19 protein-coding genes, 1 tRNA gene and 2 pseudogenes are annotated in these 24,535 nt (G+C 69.6%); 14 read left to right on the top strand and 8 right to left on the bottom strand.

Annotated features, from left to right (window positions below):
* Positions 1–11: 11 nt before the first annotated feature.
* From ACIOHC_RS32550 to ACIOHC_RS32505, 10 genes are all read left to right on the top strand, one after another.
* The gene (locus tag ACIOHC_RS32550) at positions 12–1,016 is read left to right on the top strand and encodes a sugar phosphate isomerase/epimerase family protein (RefSeq protein WP_351083048.1); all 1,005 of its coding nucleotides are present in this window, start codon (positions 12–14) and stop codon (positions 1,014–1,016) included.
* A gap of 347 nt (positions 1,017–1,363) precedes the next feature.
* A complete protein-coding gene (locus ACIOHC_RS32545; protein ID WP_389638324.1) occupies positions 1,364–5,092 on the top strand; it encodes a ThuA domain-containing protein in 3,729 nt (1,242 codons plus the stop codon).
* Positions 5,093–5,243: 151 nt separating this feature from the next.
* Positions 5,244–6,362, top strand: a complete 1,119-nt coding sequence (locus ACIOHC_RS32540; protein ID WP_351083053.1) for an inositol-3-phosphate synthase — start codon at positions 5,244–5,246, stop codon at positions 6,360–6,362.
* A complete protein-coding gene (locus ACIOHC_RS32535) occupies positions 6,359–7,546 on the top strand; it encodes an SCO3242 family prenyltransferase (RefSeq protein WP_401845107.1) in 1,188 nt (395 codons plus the stop codon). Before ACIOHC_RS32540 ends, ACIOHC_RS32535 begins: the two co-directional genes overlap by 4 nt.
* Positions 7,543–8,400, top strand: a complete 858-nt coding sequence (locus tag ACIOHC_RS32530; protein ID WP_351083058.1) for a sugar phosphate isomerase/epimerase family protein — start codon at positions 7,543–7,545, stop codon at positions 8,398–8,400. Before ACIOHC_RS32535 ends, ACIOHC_RS32530 begins: the two co-directional genes overlap by 4 nt.
* Positions 8,401–8,422: 22 nt before the next feature.
* On the top strand, positions 8,423–9,088 hold the full coding sequence (locus tag ACIOHC_RS32525; RefSeq protein WP_351083060.1) for an EboA domain-containing protein: 666 nt from the start codon (positions 8,423–8,425) through the stop codon (positions 9,086–9,088).
* Positions 9,088–9,936 (top strand): TatD family hydrolase, encoded by an 849-nt coding sequence (locus ACIOHC_RS32520; RefSeq protein WP_365694355.1) that lies wholly within the window; start codon positions 9,088–9,090, stop codon positions 9,934–9,936. Before ACIOHC_RS32525 ends, ACIOHC_RS32520 begins: the two co-directional genes overlap by 1 nt.
* Positions 9,937–9,940: 4 nt before the next feature.
* Positions 9,941–11,116: a metabolite traffic protein EboE gene (gene eboE, locus ACIOHC_RS32515; protein WP_351083064.1), complete on the top strand. Its 1,176-nt coding sequence runs from the start codon at positions 9,941–9,943 to the stop codon at positions 11,114–11,116.
* Positions 11,113–12,522, top strand: coding sequence for a nucleotide pyrophosphatase/phosphodiesterase family protein (locus ACIOHC_RS32510; protein ID WP_351083066.1), 1,410 nt, complete (start codon positions 11,113–11,115; stop codon positions 12,520–12,522). The genes eboE and ACIOHC_RS32510 overlap by 4 nt, the downstream gene beginning before the upstream one ends.
* Before the next feature lie 49 nt (positions 12,523–12,571).
* On the top strand, positions 12,572–13,723 hold the full coding sequence (locus ACIOHC_RS32505) for a sugar phosphate isomerase/epimerase family protein (protein WP_351083068.1): 1,152 nt from the start codon (positions 12,572–12,574) through the stop codon (positions 13,721–13,723).
* A 171-nt stretch (positions 13,724–13,894) separates the two neighbouring features.
* Here the strand turns inward: ACIOHC_RS32505 and ACIOHC_RS32500 are convergent, their stop codons facing one another.
* Positions 13,895–14,257, bottom strand: coding sequence for a hypothetical protein (locus ACIOHC_RS32500; RefSeq protein ID WP_351083070.1), 363 nt, complete (start codon positions 14,255–14,257; stop codon positions 13,895–13,897).
* Positions 14,258–14,482: 225 nt separating this feature from the next.
* On the opposite strand from ACIOHC_RS32500, the gene ACIOHC_RS32495 reads away from it, so the two are divergent.
* A tRNA-Leu gene (locus ACIOHC_RS32495) sits at positions 14,483–14,567 on the top strand.
* 278 nt (positions 14,568–14,845) lie between these two features.
* Here ACIOHC_RS32495 and sph read toward each other — a convergent pair.
* The 3 genes and pseudogenes from sph to ACIOHC_RS32480 all read right to left on the bottom strand — a co-directional run.
* Positions 14,846–15,688, bottom strand: a pseudogene (sph, locus tag ACIOHC_RS32490) (sphingomyelin phosphodiesterase); the annotation flags it as partial.
* Between the two features lie 169 nt (positions 15,689–15,857).
* Complete coding sequence (locus ACIOHC_RS32485; protein ID WP_351083071.1) at positions 15,858–16,076, bottom strand: hypothetical protein; 219 nt, start codon at positions 16,074–16,076, stop codon at positions 15,858–15,860.
* Between the two features lie 86 nt (positions 16,077–16,162).
* Entirely contained in the window at positions 16,163–17,368 is a 1,206-nt protein-coding gene (locus ACIOHC_RS32480) for a helix-turn-helix domain-containing protein (protein WP_401845103.1), read from the bottom strand.
* A 590-nt stretch (positions 17,369–17,958) separates the two neighbouring features.
* Between ACIOHC_RS32480 and ACIOHC_RS32475 the strand changes: the two are divergent.
* A pseudogene (locus tag ACIOHC_RS32475) lies at positions 17,959–18,712 on the top strand (transposase).
* A 316-nt stretch (positions 18,713–19,028) separates the two neighbouring features.
* On the opposite strand, the gene ACIOHC_RS32470 reads toward ACIOHC_RS32475, so the two are convergent.
* From ACIOHC_RS32470 to ACIOHC_RS32460, 3 genes are all read right to left on the bottom strand, one after another.
* Entirely contained in the window at positions 19,029–19,247 is a 219-nt protein-coding gene (locus ACIOHC_RS32470) for a hypothetical protein (RefSeq protein WP_401845101.1), read from the bottom strand.
* Positions 19,244–19,804, bottom strand: a complete 561-nt coding sequence (locus ACIOHC_RS32465) for a hypothetical protein (RefSeq protein WP_401845099.1) — start codon at positions 19,802–19,804, stop codon at positions 19,244–19,246. The genes ACIOHC_RS32470 and ACIOHC_RS32465 overlap by 4 nt, the downstream gene beginning before the upstream one ends.
* A gap of 693 nt (positions 19,805–20,497) precedes the next feature.
* Positions 20,498–21,418 carry a LysR family transcriptional regulator gene (locus ACIOHC_RS32460; protein ID WP_401845097.1) on the bottom strand — a complete coding sequence of 307 codons (921 nt, stop codon included), beginning with the start codon at positions 21,416–21,418 and terminating at the stop codon, positions 20,498–20,500.
* 99 nt (positions 21,419–21,517) lie between these two features.
* On the opposite strand from ACIOHC_RS32460, the gene ACIOHC_RS32455 reads away from it, so the two are divergent.
* Together ACIOHC_RS32455 and ACIOHC_RS32450 are read left to right on the top strand one after the other, a co-directional pair.
* On the top strand, positions 21,518–22,009 hold the full coding sequence (locus ACIOHC_RS32455; RefSeq protein ID WP_401845096.1) for a GNAT family N-acetyltransferase: 492 nt from the start codon (positions 21,518–21,520) through the stop codon (positions 22,007–22,009).
* 275 nt (positions 22,010–22,284) lie between these two features.
* Positions 22,285–23,127 (top strand): IS5 family transposase, encoded by an 843-nt coding sequence (locus ACIOHC_RS32450; protein ID WP_401845094.1) that lies wholly within the window; start codon positions 22,285–22,287, stop codon positions 23,125–23,127.
* Between the two features lie 73 nt (positions 23,128–23,200).
* On the opposite strand, the gene ACIOHC_RS32445 is transcribed toward ACIOHC_RS32450, so the two are convergent.
* The coding region (locus ACIOHC_RS32445; RefSeq protein ID WP_401845092.1) for a WD40 repeat domain-containing protein at positions 23,201–24,535 on the bottom strand (1,335 nt) is incomplete at its 5' end.

The following is a 24,535-nucleotide window of genomic DNA, read 5'->3' as shown; positions in this document are numbered from 1 at the left end:
AGGTCCCGCGCATGCCCCGTCCCTTCACACTCTTCACCGGTCAGTGGGCCGACCTGCCGCTGGAGGAGGTCTGCCGGCTCGCCCGGGACTTCGGCTACGACGGACTCGAACTCGCCTGCTGGGGCGACCACTTCGAGGTCGAAAAGGCGCTGTCCGACCCCGGTTATCTGGACGGGCGGCGGCAGCTGCTCGACAAGTACGGGCTGAAGTGCTGGGCGATCTCCAACCACCTCGTCGGCCAGGCCGTCTGCGACAACCCGATCGACGAACGGCACCAGGGGATCCTGCCCGCGCGGATCTGGGGCGACGGCGACCCCGAAGGGGTACGTCGCCGGGCGGCCGAGGAGATCAAGAACACCGCCCGCGCGGCCGCCGCGTTCGGGGTGCGTACCGTCATCGGATTCACCGGATCCTCGATCTGGCACCTGGTCGCCATGTTCCCGCCGGTCCCGCCCCACATGATCGAGCAGGGGTACGAGGACTTCGCCGAACGCTGGAACCCGATCCTGGACGTCTTCGACGCGGAGGGCGTGCGGTTCGCCCACGAGGTCCACCCGAGCGAGATCGCGTACGACTACTGGACCACGCACCGCGCCCTGGAGGCCGTCGGCCACCGGGCGGCATTCGGGCTGAACTTCGACCCGAGCCACTTCGTCTGGCAGGACCTCGACCCGGTCAACTTCCTGTACGACTTCCGGGACCGGATCTACCACGTGGACTGCAAGGAGGCACGCAGGCGCCTGGACGGCCGGAACGGTCGTCTCGGTTCCCACCTGCCCTGGGGCGACCCGAGGCGCGGCTGGGACTTCGTCTCCGCCGGACACGGCGACGTGCCCTGGGAGGACGTCTTCCGGATGCTCCGGTCCATCGCGTACGAGGGGCCGGTGTCCGTGGAGTGGGAGGACGCGGGGATGGACCGGCTGGCGGGCGCGCCGGAAGCGCTTGCCACGCTGAAGCGGTACGACTTCGAGCCGCCGTCGGCGTCGTTCGACGCGGCGTTCGGAGGTGGGGACTGAGGGGCCGTCCGGGGGCGCCGCCCCCGGGCCCGGCTCCTCCGTCGTCGGAGGAGCCGGAATCCGGCCGAGCGCCGGTTCGGGAGGGTGGGCCGGGAGCGGGAGCTCGCGGCCGCCCCGCGCTCAGCCCTGCCCTCACCCCACTTTGTCCTGGCACAGGAAAAAGTTCGACACGACCGTTGCGCAAGGGCTTTCCGTCCCGGACGAACAGGTCTACCGTCCACAGCGTGTACATGACATGACCTGGGTCACAGGCGCCCCATCGGCCCCATATGACCTGCGCGGCAGTCCCCGCGCAGAACGGCACGGCAGCACCCGCCCGTACAACCGGCACTCTCCGGAGGACACTCGTGCACAGAACAAGAACCAGAAGCAGGAACCGAACGCGGCTCCGCGCCCGCAAATCCCTCGCGCTGCTCACCGGCGGCCTGCTCGCGGCGGCAACCCTCGCTCTGGGCGCCTCGCCCGGAGCGGCCGCGACGGGACCGTCCTCGCCGGCCGCCGCCGACGCGGCGGCGGAGGAATTCCAGCAGGTCACCCTCGCCAAGGGCGCAGCCGAGACCGGCGAGCCCATGACCCTCGCCGTCCTTCCCGACCGCAGCGTGCTGCACACCTCGCGCACCGGCGAGCTGCGTCTCACCGACAGCGGCGGGAACACCCGCGTGGTGGGGGCCGTCCCCGTGTACTCGCACGACGAGGAGGGGCTCCAGGGCGTCGCCATCGACCCCGACTTCAGCAAGAACCGGGCCATCTACCTCTACTACGCGCCCCCGCTGGACACCCCCTCCGGAGACGCCCCCGAGAACGGCACGGCCGCCGACTTCGCCAAGTTCGACGGCGTGAACCGCCTGTCGCGCTTCGTCCTGAAGGACGACGGCACTCTCGACAACGCCAGCGAGAAGAAGATCCTCGACATCCCGACCTCGCGCGGCATGTGCTGCCACGTCGGCGGCGACATCGACTTCGACGCCCAGGGCAACCTGTACCTGTCGACCGGTGACGACACCAACCCGTTCGCCTCCGACGGCTACACCCCGATCGACCAGCGCCCCGACCGCAACCCGGCGTTCGACGCCCGGCGCAGCGCGGGCAACACCAACGACCTGCGCGGCAAGATCCTCCGGATCAAGGTCGCCGACGACGGCTCGTACACCATCCCCGACGGGAACCTCTTCGCACCCGGTACGGACAAGACCCGCCCCGAGATCTATGCGATGGGCTTCCGCAACCCGTTCCGCTTCTCCGTCGACAAGGCCACCGGCATCCTCTACGTCGGCGACTACGGGCCCGACGCGGGCGCGGCCGATCCCAAGCGAGGCCCGTCGGGCCAGGTCGAGTTCGCCCGGGTGACCGAGCCGGGCAACTTCGGCTGGCCGTTCTGCACCGGGAACAACGACGCGTACGTCGACTACGACTTCGCGACGAAGACGTCCGGCGCGTCCTTCGACTGCGCCGCCCCGAAGAACACCTCTCCGCACAACACCGGTCTCGTCGACCTCCCGCCCGCCCAGCCCGCCTGGATTCCCTACGACGGCGGATCCGTACCCGAGTTCGGCACCGGATCCGAGTCGCCGATGGGCGGACCCGTCTACCACTACGACGCCGACCTCGACTCGCCCGTGAAGTTCCCCGAGTCCTACGACGGGCAGTTCTTCGCCGGAGAGTTCGGCCGGCGCTGGATCAAGGCCATCGAGCACGACGCCGACGGCACCGTCCGGTCCATCAACCCCGTCCCGTGGACCGGGACCCAGGTGATGGACATGGCCTTCGGACCCGACGGGGCGCTGTACGTACTCGACTACGGCACCAGCTGGTTCGGCGGCGACGCGAACTCCGCCCTCTACCGCATCGAGAACGCCACCGGCGGGCGCTCTCCCAACGCGGTGGCATCGTCCGACAAGACCTCCGGCACGGCACCGCTCAAGGTGAAATTCTCCTCGGAGGGCACCGTCGACCCCGACGGCGATCCCCTGACGTACGCCTGGAACTTCGGTGACGGCGGTACCTCGACCGCCGCCAACCCCACCTACACGTACAAGAAGAACGGCACCTACACGGCGACCGTCACCGCCAAGGACCCGACCGGACGGACCGCCTCGGCGAGTGTCCATGTCACAGTCGGCAACACCGCGCCGAAGGTGGAGCTGAAACTCCCCGGTGACGGGCAGCTGTTCAGCTTCGGAGACGACATCCCGTTCAAGGTGACCGTCACCGATCCCGAGGACGGCACGATCGACTGCTCCAAGGTCGAGGTCCGCTTCGTCCTCGGCCACGACAGCCACGGCCACCCCATCACCACCGTCAACGGCTGCTCCGGCACGATCAAGACCGCCGTCGACGGCGGCCACGACCCGAACGCCAACATCTTCGGGGTCATCGACGCCTCCTACACGGACGGCGGAGGCGGCGGCCAGGCACCCCTGTCCGGTCACGACCAGGCCCAGCTCCAGCCGCGGCACCGCCAGGCCGAGCACTTCAGCGCCTCGTCGGGCATCAAGGTCTACGACAAGACGACCGCCAACGGCGGCAAGACCGTCGGCGACATCCACAACGACGACTGGATCTCCTTCAAGCCGTACATCCTCGGCGACTCCAACAAGCTCACCGCCCGCATCGCGTCCGGTGGCAGCGGAGGCTTCCTGGAAGTCCGGGCAGGCTCGGCGACGGGTACGCTCCTCGGCTCGACCCCGGTGCCGGTGACCGGCGGCTGGGAGAACTTCCAGGACGTCGACGTATCGCTGCGCAACGTTCCCAAGAAGGCCACCGAGCTCTTCCTCGTCTTCAAGGGAGGCGACGGAGCGCTGTACGACGTCGACGACTTCGAGCTCACCCACAGCACCGCCGGCAAGACCGCCAAGCGGGTCCTGGTCTTCTCGAAGACGGCCGGCTTCCGCCATGACGCGATCCCCGACGGCATCGCCGCGCTGAAGGAACTCGGCAAGGGCAGCGACATCACCGTCGACGCGACGGAGGAGGCCCGCCAGTTCACCACCGCGAACCTGGCGCGGTACGACGCCGTCGTCTTCCTGTCGACGACCGGTGACGTGCTCGGCGCCGATCAGCAGAAGGCGTTCGAGAACTACGTGGCCAACGGCGGCGGCTACATGGGCGTCCACGCGGCGGCGGACACCGAGTACGACTGGCAGTTCTACGGCGGACTCGTCGGCGCGTACTTCTCCTCGCACCCCGCGATCCAGCCCGCCACCGTCCGCGTCGAGGACCACAAGCACCCGGCGACCGCCCACCTCGACGACGAGTGGAACCGCACCGACGAGTGGTACAACTACCGCACCAACCCGCGCGGTCAGGCCAAGGTCCTCGCCACACTCGACGAGACGACCTACACCGGCGGCACCATGAAGGGCGATCACCCGATCACCTGGTGCCAGAGCTACCAGGGCGGCCGCTCCTTCTACACCGGACTCGGCCACACCAAGGAGTCGTACGCGGAACCGGCCTTCCGCCAACTCCTGCTCGGTGGCATGCGGTACGCGGCCGGCCAGGTGAAGGCCGACTGCAAGCCCGACACCGGCTACCGGTCCATCTTCAACGGCAAGACGCTCGAAGGGTGGAAGCAGGCCGGCCCCGGGAAGTTCGACATCGTCGACGGTGAACTGCGCTCCGTGGGTGGCATGGGTCTGCTCACCTACCAGGCCAAGGAGCTCGGCGCGTACTCGCTCAAGCTCGACTGGAAGATGGAGGGCGACGACAACTCCGGTGTCTTCGTCGGCTTCCCGGAGTCCGACGACCCCTGGTCCGCGGTGAACAACGGCTACGAGGTCCAGATCGACGCCACCGACGCACCCGACCGCACCACGGGCTCGATCTACACCTTCAAGGCGGCGAACATCAAGGCCCGCGACCAGGCCCTGCGCCCGCCCGGCCAGTGGAACAGCTACGAGATCAAGGTCCAGGGCGAACGTCTCCAGGTCTTCCTCAACGGAGTGAAGATCAACGACTTCACCAACACCGATCCGGTACGGAGCCTGAAGAACGGATACATCGGCCTGCAGAACCACGGTGCCGACGACCATGTGTCCTTCCGCAACATCCAGTTGAAGGAGCTGCCCTCCAGGTAGGGCGATGCACCCGGCCGACGGCGGGCGGGGAAGGTCCGTCCTCCCCGCCCGCCGTCACCACGCGAGACCGAGCCCCTCGTCCACCCCGTTCCCCCGTCGCACAGCGCCACCCGCTCTGCCCAGCCAGGATCCCCAGCCAGGGAGGCAGCCAGTGACAGCACCCGCCGTTCGCACCGGAGTCTGGTTCATCGGAGCACGCGGCTCCGTCGCCACCACCGCCACGGCGGGGTGCGCGGCGGTCGCGGCGGGGCTCCACCCGGCGGCAGGCATGGTCACCGAGACCCCGCCGTTCGCGGCCAGTGGACTGCCCGCCCTCACCTCACTGGTCTTCGGAGGGCACGACACCGTCGGCTGCCCGCTGCCCAAACGTGCCGAGGAGCTGGCCGCCGGAGGAGTCCTTCCGTACGGCCTTCCCGCCGCCGTACGCTCCGAACTCGACGCCGCCGACGCCGAGATCCGGCCCGGCGGACCGCTGCCCGGCGACACCCGCGGCGACGAGGCGCTCATCACCGCCTTCGCCGCCGACCTCGCCGACTTCGGAAAACGCCACGGCCTGGCCCGGACGGTCGTGGTCAATGTCGCCTCCACCGAACCCGTCCCGGCCCCCGGCGACCGGCGGCTGCCCGCCAGCTCGCTGTACGCCGCGGCGGCGCTCCGGGCCGGCTGTCCGTACATCAACTTCACCCCCTCCACCGGGCTGCGCACCCCCGCCCTTCAGGACACCGTCGCGGACTGCGGACTTCCTCACGCGGGCCGCGACGGCAAGACCGGCCAGACGCTGCTGCGCTCCGTGCTCGCCCCGATGTTCGTGCAACGGGCCCTGCCCGTACGGGCCTGGTCCGGCACGAACCTGCTGGGCGGAGGTGACGGAGCGGCACTGGCCGACCCGGATGCGGCCGCGGCCAAGAACGCGGGCAAGGAACGCGTCCTCGCCGACACACTGGGAACCGCGCCCGAGGGCGAGGTCCACATCGACGACGTGCCGGCACTCGGCGACTGGAAGACGGCCTGGGACCACATCGCGTTCGATGGATTCCTCGGGGCGCGCATGGTCCTCCAGACGACCTGGCAGGGCTGCGACTCCGCACTGGCCGCACCGCTGGTCCTCGACCTGGCCAGACTGGTCGCCCGAGCCCACGAGAAGGGACTGACCGGCCCGCTGCCCCAGCTCGGTTTCTACTTCAAGGACCCGGACGGCGGGCCGGCCGCGCTCTTCGAGCAGTACACGGCGCTGCTCGCCTTCGCCGAGACGCTGCGGGGGGAGAAGTGACGGTACGGGCCTGGGCGGAACTGCTGCGGGTGTCGGCGCTGTTCACCGTCCCCGGGGACGCGCTGGCGGGGGCGGCGGCGACGGGCCTGCGTCCCGACCGCGGTACCGCGCTCGCCGTCGGCGCCTCGCTCTGCCTGTACGAGGCGGGCATGGCGCTCAACGACTGGGCCGACCGCGACGAGGACGCCGTCGACCGCCCGTACCGCCCGATCCCCTCGGGACGGATCTCTCCCGGCGCGGCCCTCGCGGCGGCGGGCGCGCTGACGGCCGCGGGCCTGGGCCTCGCCGCCCGTGCGGGCCGCCCCGCCCTCGCAGTTGCCACGGGACTGGCGGCGACGGTCTGGGCGTACGACCTCCGCCTCAAGCACACCCCGGCGGGACCGGCGGCGATGGCGGCGGCGCGAGGCCTGGACCTGCTGCTCGGCGCCACCGCCACCGGGGCGGCGACGACGGGGACGGCGGGGCCGGGCCCGGACCGGGGCACGCGTGCGGATTCGGGACGGGGACGGGATTCGGGACGGGAATCGCTCTCGGACGCGGGCCGGGTTCCGCCCTCCGGCTCGCTTCCGGTTCCGGTTCCGGTCTCGCGTTCGGGATCCGGATCGTGTTCGGGTGCGGCCGTGACCCCGGCCTCCGGTTCCGGTCCGGCCTCCGCCGCGGGCGGCGCTGCGCGTGGTTCCGTGCTCGGGGCGCTCCCGGCGGCCGGCCTGCTCGGGGCCCACACGTACGCCGTCACCGCCGTCTCCCGCCACGAGGCGCAGGGCGGATCCACCATCACCCCCCTGGCCGCGCTCGCGGCCACGGCCGCACTCGGAGCCGCGGCCCTGCGCGAGCGACGTGGACCGCGCGGCTCCGGGGCCGCGACCCGGGACACGGGGCGCGGCGGAAGGGAAAGGGCGTACCCGTCGGACCCGTCGCCGACGCCCGGCATCGCGACCGCCCCCCGCCTCCTCCTCACCGCCCTCACCGGCGCCTACCTCCGCACCGCCGCCGGGCCCCTCCTCCACGCCGCCCTCAACCCGTCCCCACCGCTCACCCGGCGCGCCGTCGGCAGCGGCATCCGGGCCATGATCCCGCTCCAGGCCGCTCTGGCCGCCCGCGCCGGAGCAGCCGGAACAGGGCTCGCCGTCATGGGACTCGTCCCACTCGCCCGCACTCTCGCCCGGAAGGTGAGCCCCACATGACGATCCGCTTCGGCTACGGCACCAACGGGCTCACCGACCTCCGCCTGGACGACGCCCTCGGCCTCCTCGCCGATCTCGGGTACGACGGGGTCGGCCTGACTCTCGACCACATGCACCTCGACCCCCTCGCCCCGGATCTCGCCGCCCGCACCCGCCAGGTGGCCTCCAGGCTCCGGGAGCTGGGCCTGGGCGTCACCGTCGAGACCGGTGCCCGCTACGTCCTCGACCCCCGCCGCAAACACGGCCCGTCCCTCCTCGACCCGGACCCGGAGGCCCGCGCCGCCCGCACGCGGCTGCTCGTCCGCGCCGTCGGCGTCGCCGCCGACCTCGGCGCCCACGCCGTGCACTGCTTCAGCGGCATCACCCCACCGGACACCACTCCCGACACCGCGTGGCAGCGGCTCACCGACTCCCTCACGCCCGTTCTGGACGCCGCCGACCGCGCCGGCATCCCCCTGGCGATCGAACCCGAACCCGGACACCTCCTCGCCACCCTCGCCGACTTCCACCACCTGCGCGTCCTCAGCGGAGATCCACCGCCTCTCGGACTCACCCTCGACATCGGCCACTGCCAGTGCCTCGAACCGGCCGCGCCCGTCGACTGCGTCCGCGACGCCGCCCCCTGGCTGCGGCACGTCCAGATCGAGGACATGCGCCGGGGCGTCCATGAACACCTTCCGTTCGGCGAGGGCGAGATCGACTTCCCGCCCGTGCTCGAAGCGCTCGACGCCCTGCCGGACACCGGGTACCGCGGCCTCGCCGTCGTCGAGCTGCCCCGGCACTCCCACGCCGGTCCCGAACTCGCCCGCACCTCGATCGAGTTCCTCCGCAAGCACAGCCCGTCGAGCCGCTGAAACCGCCGAAGGGAGCAACGCCATGCCGATGACCCCGACGACCGCCCCGCTGCTGACCCGCGAGGAACTCGACGCACAGCTCGGCGGAGCCGCACGCGCCTGGCTCGACGAGGCCTTCGCGGAAGCCGAGCACGCCGCCGCCCACGAGGGCACCGAACAGCCCGGCGGCCCGTACGCCGTACCGCCGTGGGAACTGCGGTACGCCGCCGCCGGCCGCCACTGCGGACTCCAACACGCCGACTCCGTACGGGTCCTCCTGCTCATCGAGGCCCGCGCCGCGCTGCCGGCCCTGACCCGGCTGTACGAGCAGGGCACCGCCGCCGAACGACGCGCCGTCCTGCTCGCCCTGCACCGGCTCGACCTCGGCCCCACCGCCCTCCCGCTCGTCGAGGACGCACTGCGCACCAATGACACCCGGCTCGTCGCCGCGGCCGTCGGACCGTACGCCGCCGTCCATCTCGACGCGCACAACTGGCGCCACGCCATTCTCAAATGCCTCTTCACCGGCGTCCCCGTCGACGCCGTCGGCCAACTGGCACGGCGCTCCCGCGGCGACGCCGAACTCGCCCGCATGCTGGGCGACTTCGCGGCCGAACGCATTGCTGCGAACCGCGACGTCCCCGCCGATCTCACCCGCGTTCTCGACCTCACCACCCCCGGCCCTGCCGCCCCCACGGAGGAGTCCTGATGCGCATCTTCGACCCCCACATCCACATGACCTCCCGCACCACGGACGACTATCAGGCGATGTTCGACGCGGGCGTCCGCGCCCTCGTGGAACCCTCCTTCTGGCTCGGTCAGCCCCGAACCTCGCCCGCCAGCTTCTTCGACTACTTCGACGCCCTGCTCGGCTGGGAGCCCTTCCGCGCCGCCCAGTACGGCATCGCCCACCACTGCACGCTCGCCCTCAACCCCAAGGAGGCGAACGATCCGCGCTGCACCCCGGTCCTGGACGCCCTGCCGCGCTATCTCGTCAAGGACTCCGTCGTCGCCGTCGGCGAGATCGGCTACGACTCCATGACCCCGGCCGAGGACACCGCCCTGGCCGCCCAGCTCCAGCTCGCCGCCGACCACGGTCTGCCCGCGCTCGTGCACACCCCGCACCGCGACAAGCTCGCCGGTCTGCACCGCACCCTCGACGTGATCCGCGAATCCCACCTCCCCCCGGAGCGGGTCCTGCTCGATCACCTCAACGAGACGACCGTGAAGGACGCCACCGACAGCGGCTGCTGGGCCGGCTTCTCCATCTACCCCGACACCAAGATGGACGAGGACCGCATGATCGCGGTCCTCAAGACCCACGGCACCGAGAGGATCCTGGTCAACTCGGCCGCCGACTGGGGCAGGAGCGACCCGCTCAAGACCCGCAAGGTGGGCGACGCGATGCTCGCCGCCGGGTTCGACGAGGACGACGTCGACCAGGTGCTCTGGCGCAACCCCGTCGCCTTCTACGGGCAGAGCGGCCGGCTCCAGCTCGACATCACCGCGCCTGAATCACTCCACGAGGGCAACTCCATCCTGCGCGGCGGGGAGTGAGGCCATGCGCTTCCGCCACCCCGACGGCTCCACCGTCCACCTCTCGTACTGCACCAACGTCCACCCGGCGGAGACACTCGACGGGGTCCGCACCCAACTGCGCGACCACTGCGAACCGGTCCGCAAGCGCCTCGGCCGCGACCGGCTCGGCATCGGCCTGTGGCTCGCCGGGGACGCCGCCCGCAGCCTGATCAACGACCCGTCCCAGCTGCGCTCCCTGCGCACCGAGCTGGACCGCCGCGGCCTGGAGGTCGTCACCCTCAACGGCTTCCCGTACGAGGGCTTCGGCGCCGACGAGGTCAAGTACCGGGTGTACAAGCCGGACTGGACGGACCCGGAGCGGCTCGCCCACACCACCGACCTCGCCCGCCTCCTGGCCGGGCTGCTCCCCGACGACGTCACCGAAGGAACCATCTCCACCCTCCCGATCGCCTGGCGCACCCCGTTCGACTCCGACGCCGAGGCCGCCGGTCTCGCACACACCGCGCTCACCACTCTCGCGGAACGCCTCGACGCGCTGGCCGAGCTCACCGGCAAGTCCATCCGCATCGGCCTCGAACCCGAGCCCGGCTGCACGGTCGAGACCACCGCCGACGCCGTCGCACCGCTCACCGCCGTCGGACACCGGCGCATCGGCATCTGCATCGACACCTGTCACCTCGCGACCTCCTTCGAGGACCCCGACACCGCCGTCGACGCACTCGGTGCCGCCGACGTCCCGGTCGTCAAGGCACAGCTCTCCGCCGCGCTGCACGCCGAACACCCCCACCTCCCCGAGGTACGCGCCGCGCTCGCCGCCTTCGCCGAACCCCGCTTCCTCCACCAGACCCGCACCCGCACGGCTGCCGGACTGCGCGGAACCGACGACCTGGACGAGGCGGTCACCGGCCGGGCCCTGCCCGACGGAGCCCCGTGGCGCGCCCACTTCCACGTCCCCCTGCACGCACCCCCCGCACCGCCGCTCACCTCCACCCTTCCCGTGCTCCGGTCCACGCTGACCCGACTGGTCGGCGGCGCTCGGCCCCTCACCAGGCACCTGGAGGTCGAGACGTACACCTGGCAGGCGCTGCCCGCCGCACTGCGCCCCCGTACCCGCCCCCAGCTCGCCGACGGCATCGCCGCCGAACTCACCCTCGCCCGGGACCTCCTGGTCGACCTCGGTCTCAAGGAGCTCCCATGACCCACGCCGGGCCCGCTGCCGGGCAGCACGCGACACCCACCCCCCTCCTCGTCCTCGACGTCGTCGGCCTCACCCCGCAGCTCCTCGACCACATGCCGCACCTCAAGGCCCTCGGGCGGTCCGGCACCCGCGCCCCCCTCGGCACCGTGCTGCCCGCCGTCACCTGCGCCGCCCAGTCCACCTTCCTCACCGGCACCACCCCCGCCGAGCACGGGATCGTCGCCAACGGCTGGTACTTCCGCGAGCTCGGCGACGTGCTGCTCTGGCGCCAGCACAACGGTCTGGTCGCCGGTGACAAACTCTGGGACGCCGCCCGCCGCGCCCACCCCGGCTACACCGTCGCCAACATCTGCTGGTGGTACGCGATGGGCGCCGACACCGACATCACCGTCACCCCGCGTCCCGTGTACTACGCGGACGGCCGCAAGGAACCCGACTGCTACACCCGGCCGCCCGCCCTGCACGACGAACTCACCGCGAAATTCGGCACCTTCCCCCTGTTCCACTTCTGGGGCCCCGGCGCCGACCTCGTCTCCTCGCAGTGGATCATCGACGCGACCCGGCACATCCTCGACACCCGCCACCCCGACCTGGCCCTGTGCTACCTCCCGCACCTCGACTACGACCTGCAGCGCTACGGCCCCGACGACCCCCGCTCGTACCGGGCCGCGGCCGACCTGGACCGGGCCGTGGCTCCCCTCCTGGACGACGCGCGCCGCGAAGGCCGCACCGTCGTCGCCCTCTCCGAGTACGGCATCACCCGCGTCGACCGGCCCGTCGACATCAACCGGGCCCTGCGCCGCGCCGGCCTCCTGGAGGTCCACACCCAGGACGGCATGGAGTACCTCGACCCGATGGCCTCCCGTGCCTTCGCCGTCGCCGACCACCAGCTCGCCCATGTCTACGTACGCCGTCCCGAGGACCTCGAAGCCACGCGCGATGCCCTCCGGGACCTCCCCGGGATCGAGCAGCTCCTCGACGACGAGGGCAAGAAGGCCCACGGTCTGGACCATCCGCGCTCCGGCGAACTGGTCGCCGTCGCGGACCCGGATGCCTGGTTCACGTACTACTACTGGCTCGACGACGCGCACGCGCCCGACTTCGCGCAGCTCGTCGAGATCCACCGCAAGCCCGGATACGACCCGGTCGAACTGTTCCTGGATCCCCAGGACCCGTACGTCCGGGTCAAGGCCGCCGCGGCCGTCGCCCGCAAGAAGCTCGGGATGCGCTACCGCATGGCGGTCGTCCCGCTGGACCCCTCACCCATTCGCGGCAGCCACGGCCGCCTTCCCACGAGCGACGAAGAAGGGCCGCTCATCCTGTGCTCCACCCCCCACGCGTTCACCGGACCCGTCCGGGCCACCGAGGTGAAGTCCTTGCTCCTCACGCTTGCCGGCCTCGCATGAGATCGGTCCGCGCACAGCGTTTCGAGCATCTTCGAGAAAGAGAGAGACCGTGACCGCGTACAACGACGAATCCGGAACGGACGGCGCTCTGCGCCGCAGCCTCGGCGTCAGCCGCCGCCGCTTTCTGAGCACCTGCACGGCCGCCGCGACAGCGGCGATCGCCGCGCCCGCCTTCGGCGCGTCGCCGGCCCTGGCCCAGACCGCATCCGGCAAGGGGCAGGGTGTCGGCCAGGCGCTGATCCCGGCGGCGAAGCGAGGAATCATCCTGTACACCGTGCGTGACGCCACGGGCCGGGATCCGCTCACCACGGACCTTCCCTCGGGCTTCCGCGAGGTCTTCAGGGAGCTGGCCCGATACGGCTACCGGCAGGTCGAGTTCGCCGGGTACGGCCAGCACGCCAACGCACCCGGCGGAAGCAACCTCGAATCGGTGGAGGGCGCGAAGCTGCTGCGCTCGTGGCTGGACGAGTACGGCCTGCGCGCCCAGGGCAACCACGGCTTCATCCCGTCGTCCTGGCCGCTGAGCCAGAGCGATCTGGACCAGTTCAAGCGCCACCTCGAAATAGCGAACATCCTCGGCATGGAGCACATGGGCACCGGCGGCGACCCCACCGGCAGCGCGTACCGTGCCGACTGGGACGTGGCCGCCGACAAGTGGAACACGCTGGGACGGATCGCTCACGGCGCCGGTATCAAGCTGTACACCCACAACCACGACGCGGCCTACGGCTTCCTGCTCGACGGCGGTCCGCTGGACGCCCAGGGCCGCCCCACCCGCAGCTCCGGCATCCGCAAGCTCGAATACTTCCTCCAGGCCACCGACCCGAAGACCGTATGGCTGGAGATGGACATCTACTGGGCGCACGTCGCCCGGTACAAGTTCCACACCTACACCGCGCACGACGGGTCGCAGCAGGAGAACATCTTCGACCCGGCGGCACTGGTCCGCTGCAACAGCAAGCGCTACCCGCTGTTCCACGCCAAGGACGGCGTCGTCAACACCACCAGCGGCGAGGGCTACGACATGGTCCCCTTCGGCACCGGGGACATCGACTACCGGACGTTCTTCCGCCGTGTCGGGGCGAAGAATTACCACAACCCGATGGTCGAGCAGGACAACGCACCGAGCTCGACCGTCCCCGCGCAGTCCCTGAACCATGCGCGGATCGGCTACGACAACCTGGCCGCGCTGCGCAAGTAGGACGATCGGCGCCGCCGGAGGGGCGGTCCGCGCCTCACCCCGATGTCCTGACGACCGGGGAAGAGAGCGAACGCCCGTCGGTGACGTCAGGCACCGTACGCTCCACGGCCGTCACCAGGAGCGTACGGTGCCCGAGCCCACCTGTCCGGAGATCAGCTCCTGGGCGCCGAGTCAGACGACTTCACGGCTGATCGGCTGTGGATTCGGGACGATGTCCCGCACCCGCGACCGTTCCGGCCGCTTCAGCATCAGGCGATGCAGGCCGCCACCATGGATCCCACCGGCCATCGCGTGGGCACCTTCGTTCTTCGCCAGGCTTGCCGCGCTCTTCGTCCTGCCCGCGAGATCGCCGACTTCCTCGTCCGCCTGCTCGTCCTTCAGGTGCGTGACGATCTCCGCATCGAGCACCGAGACGCCCCACCACAACACGAAGGAGCACAGCAGCCCCGCCGCCGGAGCGAACCAGAACGTATTGCGCAGATGCTCACGCGGGGGGACAGCGCCGGCGGGCCGTCGACGGCCGCGATCACTCATGCCCGCGAAGGCAGCCCGGCTGCACCCACCGAGCGCGTACGCCGCCCCGCGAACGTTCGGTGAACTGCGCGTACGCGCGCGACTGCGGACCGTGCGCAATGCTCGCGGGGTCCCGCGGACGCGCCCACCCGCACCACACTGACCACCGAATATGCAGGTGAGAGGCGCCCCAAACCCCTGGTATTGTTTTCTTTGTCGCCGCGGGAGACCGGGGTCGATCACCTAGTCCGGGTGGCGGAATGGCAGACGCGCTAGCTTGAGGTGCTAGTGCCCTTTATCGGGCGTGGGGGTTCAAGTCCCCCCTCGGACACAGTTCAGCTGAGACCCCAGTTCATCTGGGGTCTTTTGGCGTTTCCGGGCGGCTCGATGAGCATGAGAACAGCCCCGGTGAACAGCGTCCTCACGCGATACGCCAAGCCATCCAGGTCGAGACGGCCCGGTCGGGAATCGACGCCCGGTCGGCGAGGCGGAGTGCCGGGCGTGCGGCACTCCGCCTCGCCGTATCCGATGGTCTGCCGACGGTGTTCGGGTGGGGCGACTGGGGCGACTGGGGCGACTGGGGCGACGGGCGTGCGGGGCTCGGATCCGCTATCGGGCGGCAGCGATCAGCGGGTAGTGGTCGGAGAGGTTCGTGTACGTGTACTTCGTGCCCCAGCTGGAGACGGTCCAGGGCGCGCTCCGCTCCTTGATCACCTCGTTCGTCCAGCCGGCCGGCTTCGCGTGCCCGGCGCGGTGCAGGACGTAGTCGAGGTCCTCGCGGGGGTCGTCGGGGTAGCGGTCGGCGGCGATCGAGTTGTCCTGGGTGTCGAAGGAGTAGGCATGCCCGATGCGGGCATCGGCTCCGGTCAGTCCGGCATCGGCGAGCATCGAGGCGTACTCGGGGGAGCGGGAGTCGACGTTCATATCGCCTGCCACGATGACCTGCTCGGAAGCCGGGATGTTCTTCGCGTCGAGGAAGGCGTCGATCTGCTTGAACTGCCGGCTGCGCATCTGCGCCGCCTCGCCGGCCTTGCATCCGGAGTCGGTCGACTGTGCGTGGGTACCCACCACATGGACCCTGGCGCCGTTGACATTCAGTTCGGCGTAGACGAAGCCCTTGTTGGACCACCAGTCGCTGCCGCAGGCGTCCTTGTAGATGTACTGCTCCTTGCGGATGATCGGCCACTTGCTCAGGACGGTGACCCCACCGTCCTCCGGAGTGGTGGCCGAGTAGGCGCCTCCCGTGGCATCCCAGCCGCTCTTGCTCCGGCCCGCCACCGGTGTCTGATACGGGTATTGAGTGGAAGCGTTCCGTGCGAGTGCGTCGGAGGCGGAGTTGTCGAACGCCTCCTGGAGCACGACCACGTCATGGCCCTGGAAGAAGGACGCCTCCGGTATCTCCGCCGCTCGGTGGTCCTGTCCCCAGTTCGGGTAGAGGTTCTTGCTCATCAGAAGTATTGGCTAAGTATAGTGACGAAGGGCATCAAAAAGCCCCGCTCCTACGGGGGAAGGAGCGGGGCTAGCGGACGGATAGGGACCGTGCCGACCTCACATCGAGCGTGGTCCCTGCCGCCCACCGCGCGCCAGGGGTGACGCCCCTAACGCGCGGGTCTGTGGGACGTCAGAGCGCGGGGGCTGCTGCCTCGTCCTGACTGCGATGGTCTCTGACCTCGTCGACAATACGGTGAGCTAGCCCCACGTCGAACAGCGGGGAGGCCGGCTCGGTGACGTCGATCCACTGCCGGACCAACGCGGCGCATACGTCGCAGCCCGGATACGGATTCGGAGAGATGGGCTCCGTCAGATGTACTTTCCGGGGCTGCTTCATGATGGTCGCCATGTCCGCTCCTCCGCTGTGGCCTGAGACCTCAGGATTTCGTCGCGCCTGACGACGAAACAGGGACGCAGCGGCATAGTTCGGCGACGCTAATCGGCGACGCCTAGGAACTCAGCGATAGACCGAAGCCCCACGGGGCGGTTCGGGAGGGCCCACAGGTCCGTCACAATGGCGACGGCAAGCGTGTGATGTCGCATCCACGTCGGCGCGACTCGCCGGAGGCTCTCTAGCGCCTTGACAGCGCCATCCGCGTCCCCAAGATCCGTATGCGCCCGGGCGACGTCCAGCAGCAGCCACGTGCGCCACGAGGGAGGCGTGTCCTTCGAAAGGCGCATACCCTTCGCCAGACGTAGCGCTTCCTCCGGCCTCTCGTGCTGCACCGCCAGACGTACGCGCTCGATGCGGACGGAAGACTTGCTGAAGACAGACAGGAGGCGCCCATCACCCTCTGCGGGGGGCATTTTCGCCAGCCGTTCGGCGGCCTTCTCGGCGGCGCGCATCATCTTGTCAGCGTCGTCGTACTCGTCCAGCCGGGCGTACGAGGTGGCGGCGCTCATGGTCAAGCCGCCCCATACCCGCAGCCCCGACACGTCGTCAGTGAGGCCGTCCCGCTCCATGCCGTCGGCCGCGTACAGAGCAATGCTCTTGGCGTCGTCCAGCCGGTTGGATCTTTGGTACGCCCACGCCAAGGAGTTGCAGATCATCGGGACGAGAAGAGGATCCCCGGAGACTTCTGCGGCAGCTATGGCCCGTTCCAGAGCGGCTAGGGCAAGGTCAAGCTTGCCCAGACGGATGCTCAGGTGCCCGGCCAGTTGGAACGTCTTGCCGAGTGCCGCTTGCCCCCCGTCAGACCCCTGCGACGCCGTGAGACGGGCATCAGCAAGGATTCCAGGCAGCAGGTTCAGAAGCTGAGGAAACTCGGCCGAGTGATACAACGACCAGGCATCAGCGATCTCGGCCCGCAGCAGTGAAGGCGTGAGGACCTCCGCCCCGTCAGACTCCTGCGGAGGGGCGAACATGAGCGGGTGAACGGCCCGCCGAACGGCCACCAGCTGTGGCGGGTCGGACTCTCCCGCTGATGGGACGCCGGGCGGATCTCCCAGCAGCGTTGTCAGTTCGACGCCTAGTCCGCCGGCCAGGGCGTGCAGCGTCGGCAGGCGTGCGGATCCCTTGCGTTTCTGCTCCAGCTTCCGGATGACGTCGACGGACACGCCTGACTTCTCCGCCAGCTCTTCCTGTGTCAGGTCCGACAGCCGGCGGAGGCGGGACAGTTTGTCTCCGAGATGCTCGCTCACAGCTCAGACGGTACGCCGCCTGCGGGTGTAGCAGCCAGGATCCCGGAGCACCCGTCCCGCTCTGGCTCAGAGCCAGCCGGCCGACCGCATCCGAGTGCGCCACGAGCGCCCGTGGCTAAGGGCTGTCCCGTAAATGATCTGCAAGCTGTGTCGGGTGCCTGGTCGCCCGCGCGGCCGGCTCGCCGATCCGGCGCCTGTGTCGGCTGTTGGCAGGTGGCAGCACGAAGATCTGATCATTTAGCTCGATCGGGTCTGATAGGTCCGAGTCAGTCGAGCAGTAGACCGGCGGCGTGGATGATCTCGGGCGAGACGCCTTCCGCGCGTCACCCTGGTTCACCCCAACGGTGCAGGACACGCCAACACCGCCGCACACGTCGAACGAGCCATCCGTATCGCTCTCCTCGAACGCTGACCGGCCTCCCACCGGCGCCAGTGCCCCGGCCCGCGCGGAACCGCAGGCCGGGGCACTTGGCCAACCGCGCGACGGGCGTCGCCCGGCGGGTGAGTCGGGCGGCGTAGGCGACCAGAGGTCGTGTCCGCTGCGAGAGTTGGGCTGGGACCTCCGCCTACCCTGATGTGATGATCTTGATGTGGCTAGTGTGATCACGGCGGCGGAGCCGTCCTGGATAGCTCCGTTCTCTGGGCTGAGCCCTCGCGCCTTCGGCGGCGCGCGCGGGGGCGGACACGGCCCGCAAAGGCCGGCCGTGGAGCCTTCCGCTGGAGGACCGGACCCTGCTGGTCGCGGCCTACTGGCGAACGAACCTGACCATGCGGCAGCTCGCCCTGTTGTTCGGGGTGTCGAAGTCGGCGGCGGACCGGATCATCAACCACCTCGGGCCGATGCTCGCCTACCAGCCCCGCAAGCGGTTCGCGAAGGACACCGTGCTCATCGTGGACGGCACTTTGGTCCCCACCCGGGACCACAGCATCGCCGAGCGGTCGAAGAACTACCATCACTCGACCAACCACCAGGTCGTCATCGACGCCGACACCCGCTTGGTCGTCGTGGTCGGCCGGCCGCTCGCCGGGAACCGCAACGACTGCAAGGCGTGGGAGGAGTCCGGCGCCAAGGCCGCCGTCGGCAAGACAGTCACAATCGCGGACGGTGGCTATCCGGGCACTGGACTCGTCATCCCGCACCGCCGCGAGCGCGGCCAGGCGAGGCTTCCCGGCTGGAAGGAGGAGCACAACAAGTCCCACAAGCAGGTCAGGGCCCGGGTCGAGCACGTCTTCGCCCGCATGAAGACCTGGAAGATCCTTCGCGACTGCCGCCTCAAAGGCGAGGGCGTCCACCACGCCATGCTCGGCATCGCCCGGATGCACAACCTCGCCCTTGGCGGATAGAAAAGCGGGTCTCACCCCTGTCAACCATGTCCGAAGCGACTCAAAGATCATTTACGGGACAGCCCTTAGGGGTCGATTCTGTCCTTTTGGCCAATCTGTCGGCGGAATGGAGGAGTAAAGCAGGACAGAACGGCTACCGGTCAAATTGGGACCTAACGTCCGGGAGGGGTCACGATGCACTGTTACCCGCCAGTAGTGTCAGGCTTTTGTCCAGCAGCCCCGGAGAGGGTGCGGAGAACGTCGACGAGAGCGGCCCCGGACGCGCGGGAGCCCCGCTCCAGCCGAAGCTAGCGCGGGGCTTTCCCGTTACGATCTGTTACCTGTTTGCGGCCTCTTCCTCCGCCATCTTGCGACGGAGATACCCGGCGTTCCATCCGACGTCCTTTGGGTCCTCATCGAGTGCGCCGCGGATGATGATCCGCGCCCACCGGGCACGGTCAACAAGTCGGCGGTCGTTGAGATCGTCCCCAGGCGCGGTCAGGGCCTCACAGACAGCTGCCAGAAGCTCCCGTAGGTCGCTCGCTTCGTCGCTCATGCCGTCACCGCCGAAAGGAGGAAAGCGGAAGTGCTGGCGTAGACCGGCTCCACGTTGTCTGTGGGGTTCCACGGTGAGGGGTGCAGAGCCTTCATGATGTCCGCGCACCCGCTGCACATCGGCACCCAACCACCGTCGACGTAGACCGGCGCCGTGGGCTCATCCGTGAAGCACTGGATGCACCCCGGGGCGTCTCCGGAGCACGACGCGCAGAACACACCGTGCTCTGTCCGCACAGTCGCGATCGTCTGGAGCTGTCCGCACGCGTCACGCGGGGCGGCGTGGGAAAGCGGCTGAGCGACGATCACCGGCACGTCGTAGAGCACCGCCTCCGCCTCCAGGACCATCGCCGTACCGACAACTGACAGCGGGCTGGAGAGCGACGGCCCGTAAACCACCACTGCGGCATAGTTGCGGACGTCGATATCGGTCGACGTCGCGGTGACTGCGGCATGCCCAAGCTGTGCGCAAACATCGAAGGCGAAGGCGGTGAGGTCGTCGCGCAGAACCTCAGTGGCGATGGGGCCGACGACGAGGACCGTGGAGTGTGAAACCATGACTCTGCTCCTTCAGGGGAGTTCACAGCCCCGTCTCTTCTGCCAGGTCGACGCGGGGCTGTGGTGTGTCCCCGGGCTGCTCCCGGGTGGTTGACCACCCCTGAAGAATGACACGCGGTTGCGAGGTGGTCAACCACCCTGGCAAGCTAGTCGCATGGCCAACATGCATAAGCACCCAGTCCGCGGGCTACGCGGCATCGACGGCGAACTTTGGTCGGAGTTCGAAGCTGCGACCAAGGCCATGGGGAGCGACCGCTCCGCCACTCTGAAGGAGTACATGGAGTGGTTCACAGGCCGCTCTGACGAAGCTCCGGAGCGTCCGCCGGCCGGCCCGTGGAGCAAGCCCTCCGAGTAGCAAGCGCACAACATAGCCCCCGCCGTCGTCGACGGGGGCTCTCCTGCGTTGGTGAGGCTACGAAGCCGACGCGACGGACCGCGACGCACTGGCGCGAAACGCCTTGTCCGCCCCTGCGTCGGGATCCTCACCGTTCACGAGCGGTTGCCAACGAGGCGAGTGCCCCTCCGGCCGCACCTTCACAGTGATCCCGAACTCACTTAGAGGCTGCGCGGATAGGCACGGTTTCAGGGTCGTCGGCTTGGGCTGTTGTACCAGCGGCGGGTGCTTCAGAGACGGCGGATAAGGTTACGCACAGTAGGCTTGCACCTTGTACTTGGAGGCGCTCGCTCGGCAGGTCATTGTGTTCTCGCCATCTGGTTGTGGCCACGGCCTGTCACGGACTCAGATGCTGCGATGAAGGCTTGTACGAGGGGACGGTTGTCGCCTTGACGGGTGGCCATGAAGATCCGGCTCATTGGGGGAGGTCCGTCGAGGTCAAGACGTTGGGCGCCTGCGGGGAGCAGTGTCGTGACGCTGTAGGGGGCGATGGTGACGCCAAGGCCAGCGGCGACGAACATGATGATGGTGTGCCAGTTCGAGCACTCTTGCGCGACCTGGACGTCGATGCCGGCGTCACGCAACGGCTGTGTGTTCACGTCGAACGCCTGTGCTCCTGCTGAACGCGGAAACAGAATCAGCGGGTCAGTGGCCAGCGCGGTTGCTTCCACACGGTCAGCCTTTGCGGCGGGGTGGTCTGCAGGAATGACGGCGACAAACCGTTCCGTTGTCAGCAGGGAAAGGTCGATGTCGTCTCGCTGCTCAGCATCACGCACGATCCCGATGTCGGCCGTGCCCCGCTCCAGAGCCGCCAGGACATCGACGGTGAAGCCGTCGTGCAGTTTGACCTGGACGTCTGGGCGGCAGCGGGAGAATTCACGGAGCCGTTCGCTGACGATCGCCGTGGCGGAGGTGATGAAGGCGACATCCAGGCGACCGGTCTCGCCGCGCCCGACACGGCCGGCCTCGTCGAGATCGGCCGCCAGACGGCCCAGAAGGTCCCTCGCCCGTGGCTGGAACGTCGCTCCCGCGTCTGTGAGGCGGACGCTTCGAGAGGTGCGCCGGAACAACTCGACACCGACGATCTTCTCGAGCTGCCTGATCTGCTGCGACAGGGCGGGCTGAGCGATGTTCAGCCGCTGGGCGGCACGGCCGAAGTGGAGTTCCTCGGCCACAGCCAGAAAGTACCGCAGGTGGCGGAGCTCGATTCGCTGATCCATAGTTCAAGCTTATTGATATGGGCCACTGCTTGTATTGGACATATGGGTAAGCGGGGTCGGAGGCTGGCGGGAAGCTACATCCGAAGGGAAACCCGCCTCATGCCGTACATTTCTGCTCCCACCGTGGTCTCCTCGATCGCCTCACAAAGTGATGCCCACGCGTTCCGCGCGTTGAACGAGGAGTGGATCTCCCGCCTATTCACCCTGCAGGAAGAGGACCGGGCGGTTCTCGGAGATCCGTTCGGCCACATCGTGGGCCCGGGCGGTGATGTGCTCCTGGCGCACGAGCAGGGCAGCGGCGCCGTTGTCGGGTGCGTCGCACTTTTGGCTTACCCGGAGGCCGTGTTCGAGCTGGCGAAGATGGCCGTGGCCCCAGCCGCGCAAGGACGCGGCATCGGCCGCCAACTCATAGCCGCAGCGATCGACCGTGCCCAGGCACTTGGTGCGGCCCGACTGTTCCTCGGCACGAACAGCAAGCTGGCCCCCGCCATCCACCTGTACAAGGAAGCCGGGTTCGTCAGGATCACCCGCAACCGTCTCCCCGTGGCCGACTATTACGCCCGCGCCGACATCCTCATGGAACTGAGGTGACGCCCCGGCCCGGAGCTCTGAGCGGCCGCGGTAGAGGTCCCCCACGTGCACGGACCGGCCCATGGCACCGCGTCGCGCAGTGGCCGCGAGCCCCTGGCCTGGGGAACTCCTCTTCCACACGTCATGCTCGTTCTGATCGAGTGGGACGGCTTCAGCTGGCACTGCCCCGATGGCCCGACGCCACCGGCCCACCCTCCAGAGTGACTACTGATCCACCCCATAAGCCATGATCGGTGATCACGGAGTTGCGGCGCTCTGTGATCATCAGGAGACTCATGCCTGCGCTTCCCTTATGGCTGGCCGAACCGCTCTGGGACCAGTTCGCGGTCTTGCTGCCCGCGCGGCCGGAGTACCAGCCGGACCATCCGCTGGGCTGCCACGGCAGGCGTATCAGCGACCGGATCATCTTTGAAAAGCTGCTGCAACTGCTGCGTTTCGGCTGTTCTTACGAGGCGATCGCCGACACCACCTGCTCGGCCACCACGATCCGCAGCCGCCGCGTCGAGTGGATACGACTGGGCGTCTTCGCCGAGTTCAAGGAGATCGCACTCGACTCCTACGACCGGACCGTCGGCCTCGTCCTCGACCGGATCGCCGTGGACGGCTGCATCACCAAGGCCCCCGGTGGTGGTGAGGTCGCGGGGCGATCGCCGGTCGACCGCGGCAAACAGGGCCTGAAACGCTCCGGCATGACGGACGGTTACGGCATTCCACTGGGCCGCGTCCTGGCCGGAGCCAACCGCCACGACTCACCACTCCTGGCCCCGACCCTGGACCTGCTGGACGACCTCGGACCCCTGCCCCAGGACATCACCGTCCACCTCGACGCCGGCTACGACTCCGGCAAAACCCGAGCCCTGCTCACCGAACGCGGCCTGTACGGCCGGATCGCACACAAAGGCGAGAAGGCGCCCATCCAGGCAAGCCAGAGGTGGCACGTGGAGCGCACCCACGCCTGGCAGAACGCCTTCCAGCGCCTCGCCCGCTGCTACGAGCGGCGGGCCACCGTCATCCATGCGTTCTTCGATCTCGCCGACACCATCATCACCGTCCGCAGCCTGATCCGCCGGGCTTGGACAACCCACCGCTGGGACGAACGCCCGCACCGCCGCCCATGAACAGCCGACGCCAGCATGCCCCGGGCGTTGGCCGCTGCGTGGCAGACACCCCGGGTACCGGGCAGAGACCTGGTCAGCAGCGGGTCAACACCGAAACCTCCCAGCCGAACCCCACCACCAGCCGGCCATCCGGAGTAACGGCCACCGCCCACACCGCCGCAGGAAACACCAGCTCCGGTCCGACCTGCCGGCCGGTGGTCAGGTCCCACACCCGCACTTCTCCGTCGGCGCCGCTGGTGACGGCGACCGGGCGGCCGTCCACCACCTCCGTCGCCACCGCCCACACCGGGCCGGTGTGGCCGGTGAGGGGTTCGCCGACGGGCCGGCCGGTGGTCAGGTCCCACACCCGCACTTCTCCGTCGGCTCCGCCGGTGACGGCGACCGGGCGGCCGTCCACCACCTCCGTCGCCACCGCCCACACTGTGCCGGTGTGGCCGGTGAGGGGTTCACCGACGGGCCGGCCGGTGGTCAGGTCCCACACCCGCACTTCTCCGTCGGCGCTGCCGGTGACGGCGACCGGGCGGCCGTCCACCACCTCCGTCGCCACCGCCCACACTGTGCCGGTGTGGCCGGTGAGGGGTTCGCCGACGGGCTGGCCGGTGGTCAGGTCCCACACCCGCACCGTCTCATCGCCGCTGCCGGTGACGGCGACCGGGCGGCCGTCCACCACCTCCGTCGCCACCGCCCACACTGTGCCGGTGTGGCCGGTGAGGGGTTCGCCGACGGGTCGGCCGGTGGTCAGGTCCCACACCCGCACCGTCTCATCGCCGCTGCCGGTGACGGCGACCGGGCGGCCGTCCACCACCCCCGTCGCCACCGCCCACACTGTGCCGGTGTGGCCGGTGAGGGGTTCGCCGACGGGCCGGCCGGTGGTCAGGTCCCGCACCCGCACCGTCTCATCGCCGCTGCCGGTGACGGCGACCGGGCGGCCGTCCACCACCCCCGTCGCCACCACCAACACCGGGCCGGTGTGGCCGGTGAGGGGTTCACCGACGGGCCGGCCGGTGGTCAGGTCCCACACCCGCACTTCTCCGTCGGCGCCGCTGGTGACGGCGACCGGGCGGCCGTCCACCACCTCCGTCGCCACCGCACACACCGGGCCGGTGTGGCCGGTGAGGGGTTCGCCGACGGGCCGGCCGGTGGTCAGGTCCCACACCCGCACCGTCTCATCGCCGCTGCCGGTGACGGCGACCGGGCGGCCGTCCACCACCCCCGTCGCCACCACCCACACCGAGTCGGTGTGGCCGACGAGTGCCTGCCGGAGGCGGTGGTCGACCATGCCGCCAGTGGCCCACTCCACCCCCCACCCCACGCCGGTTCCGCCGCTCACCGGCACTGCGGTGATCCGCGCCGCTAGTTCCCGGTCCCCGTACCGGGCGGCGTCCAACGCCAGCAACTGCCGCCGCAC

The sequence above is a fragment of the Streptomyces sp. NPDC088252 genome (assembly GCF_044740965.1).
Classification (GTDB): Bacteria; Actinomycetota; Actinomycetes; order Streptomycetales; family Streptomycetaceae; genus Streptomyces.
This window is presented reverse-complemented; position numbering and strand designations above follow the sequence as displayed.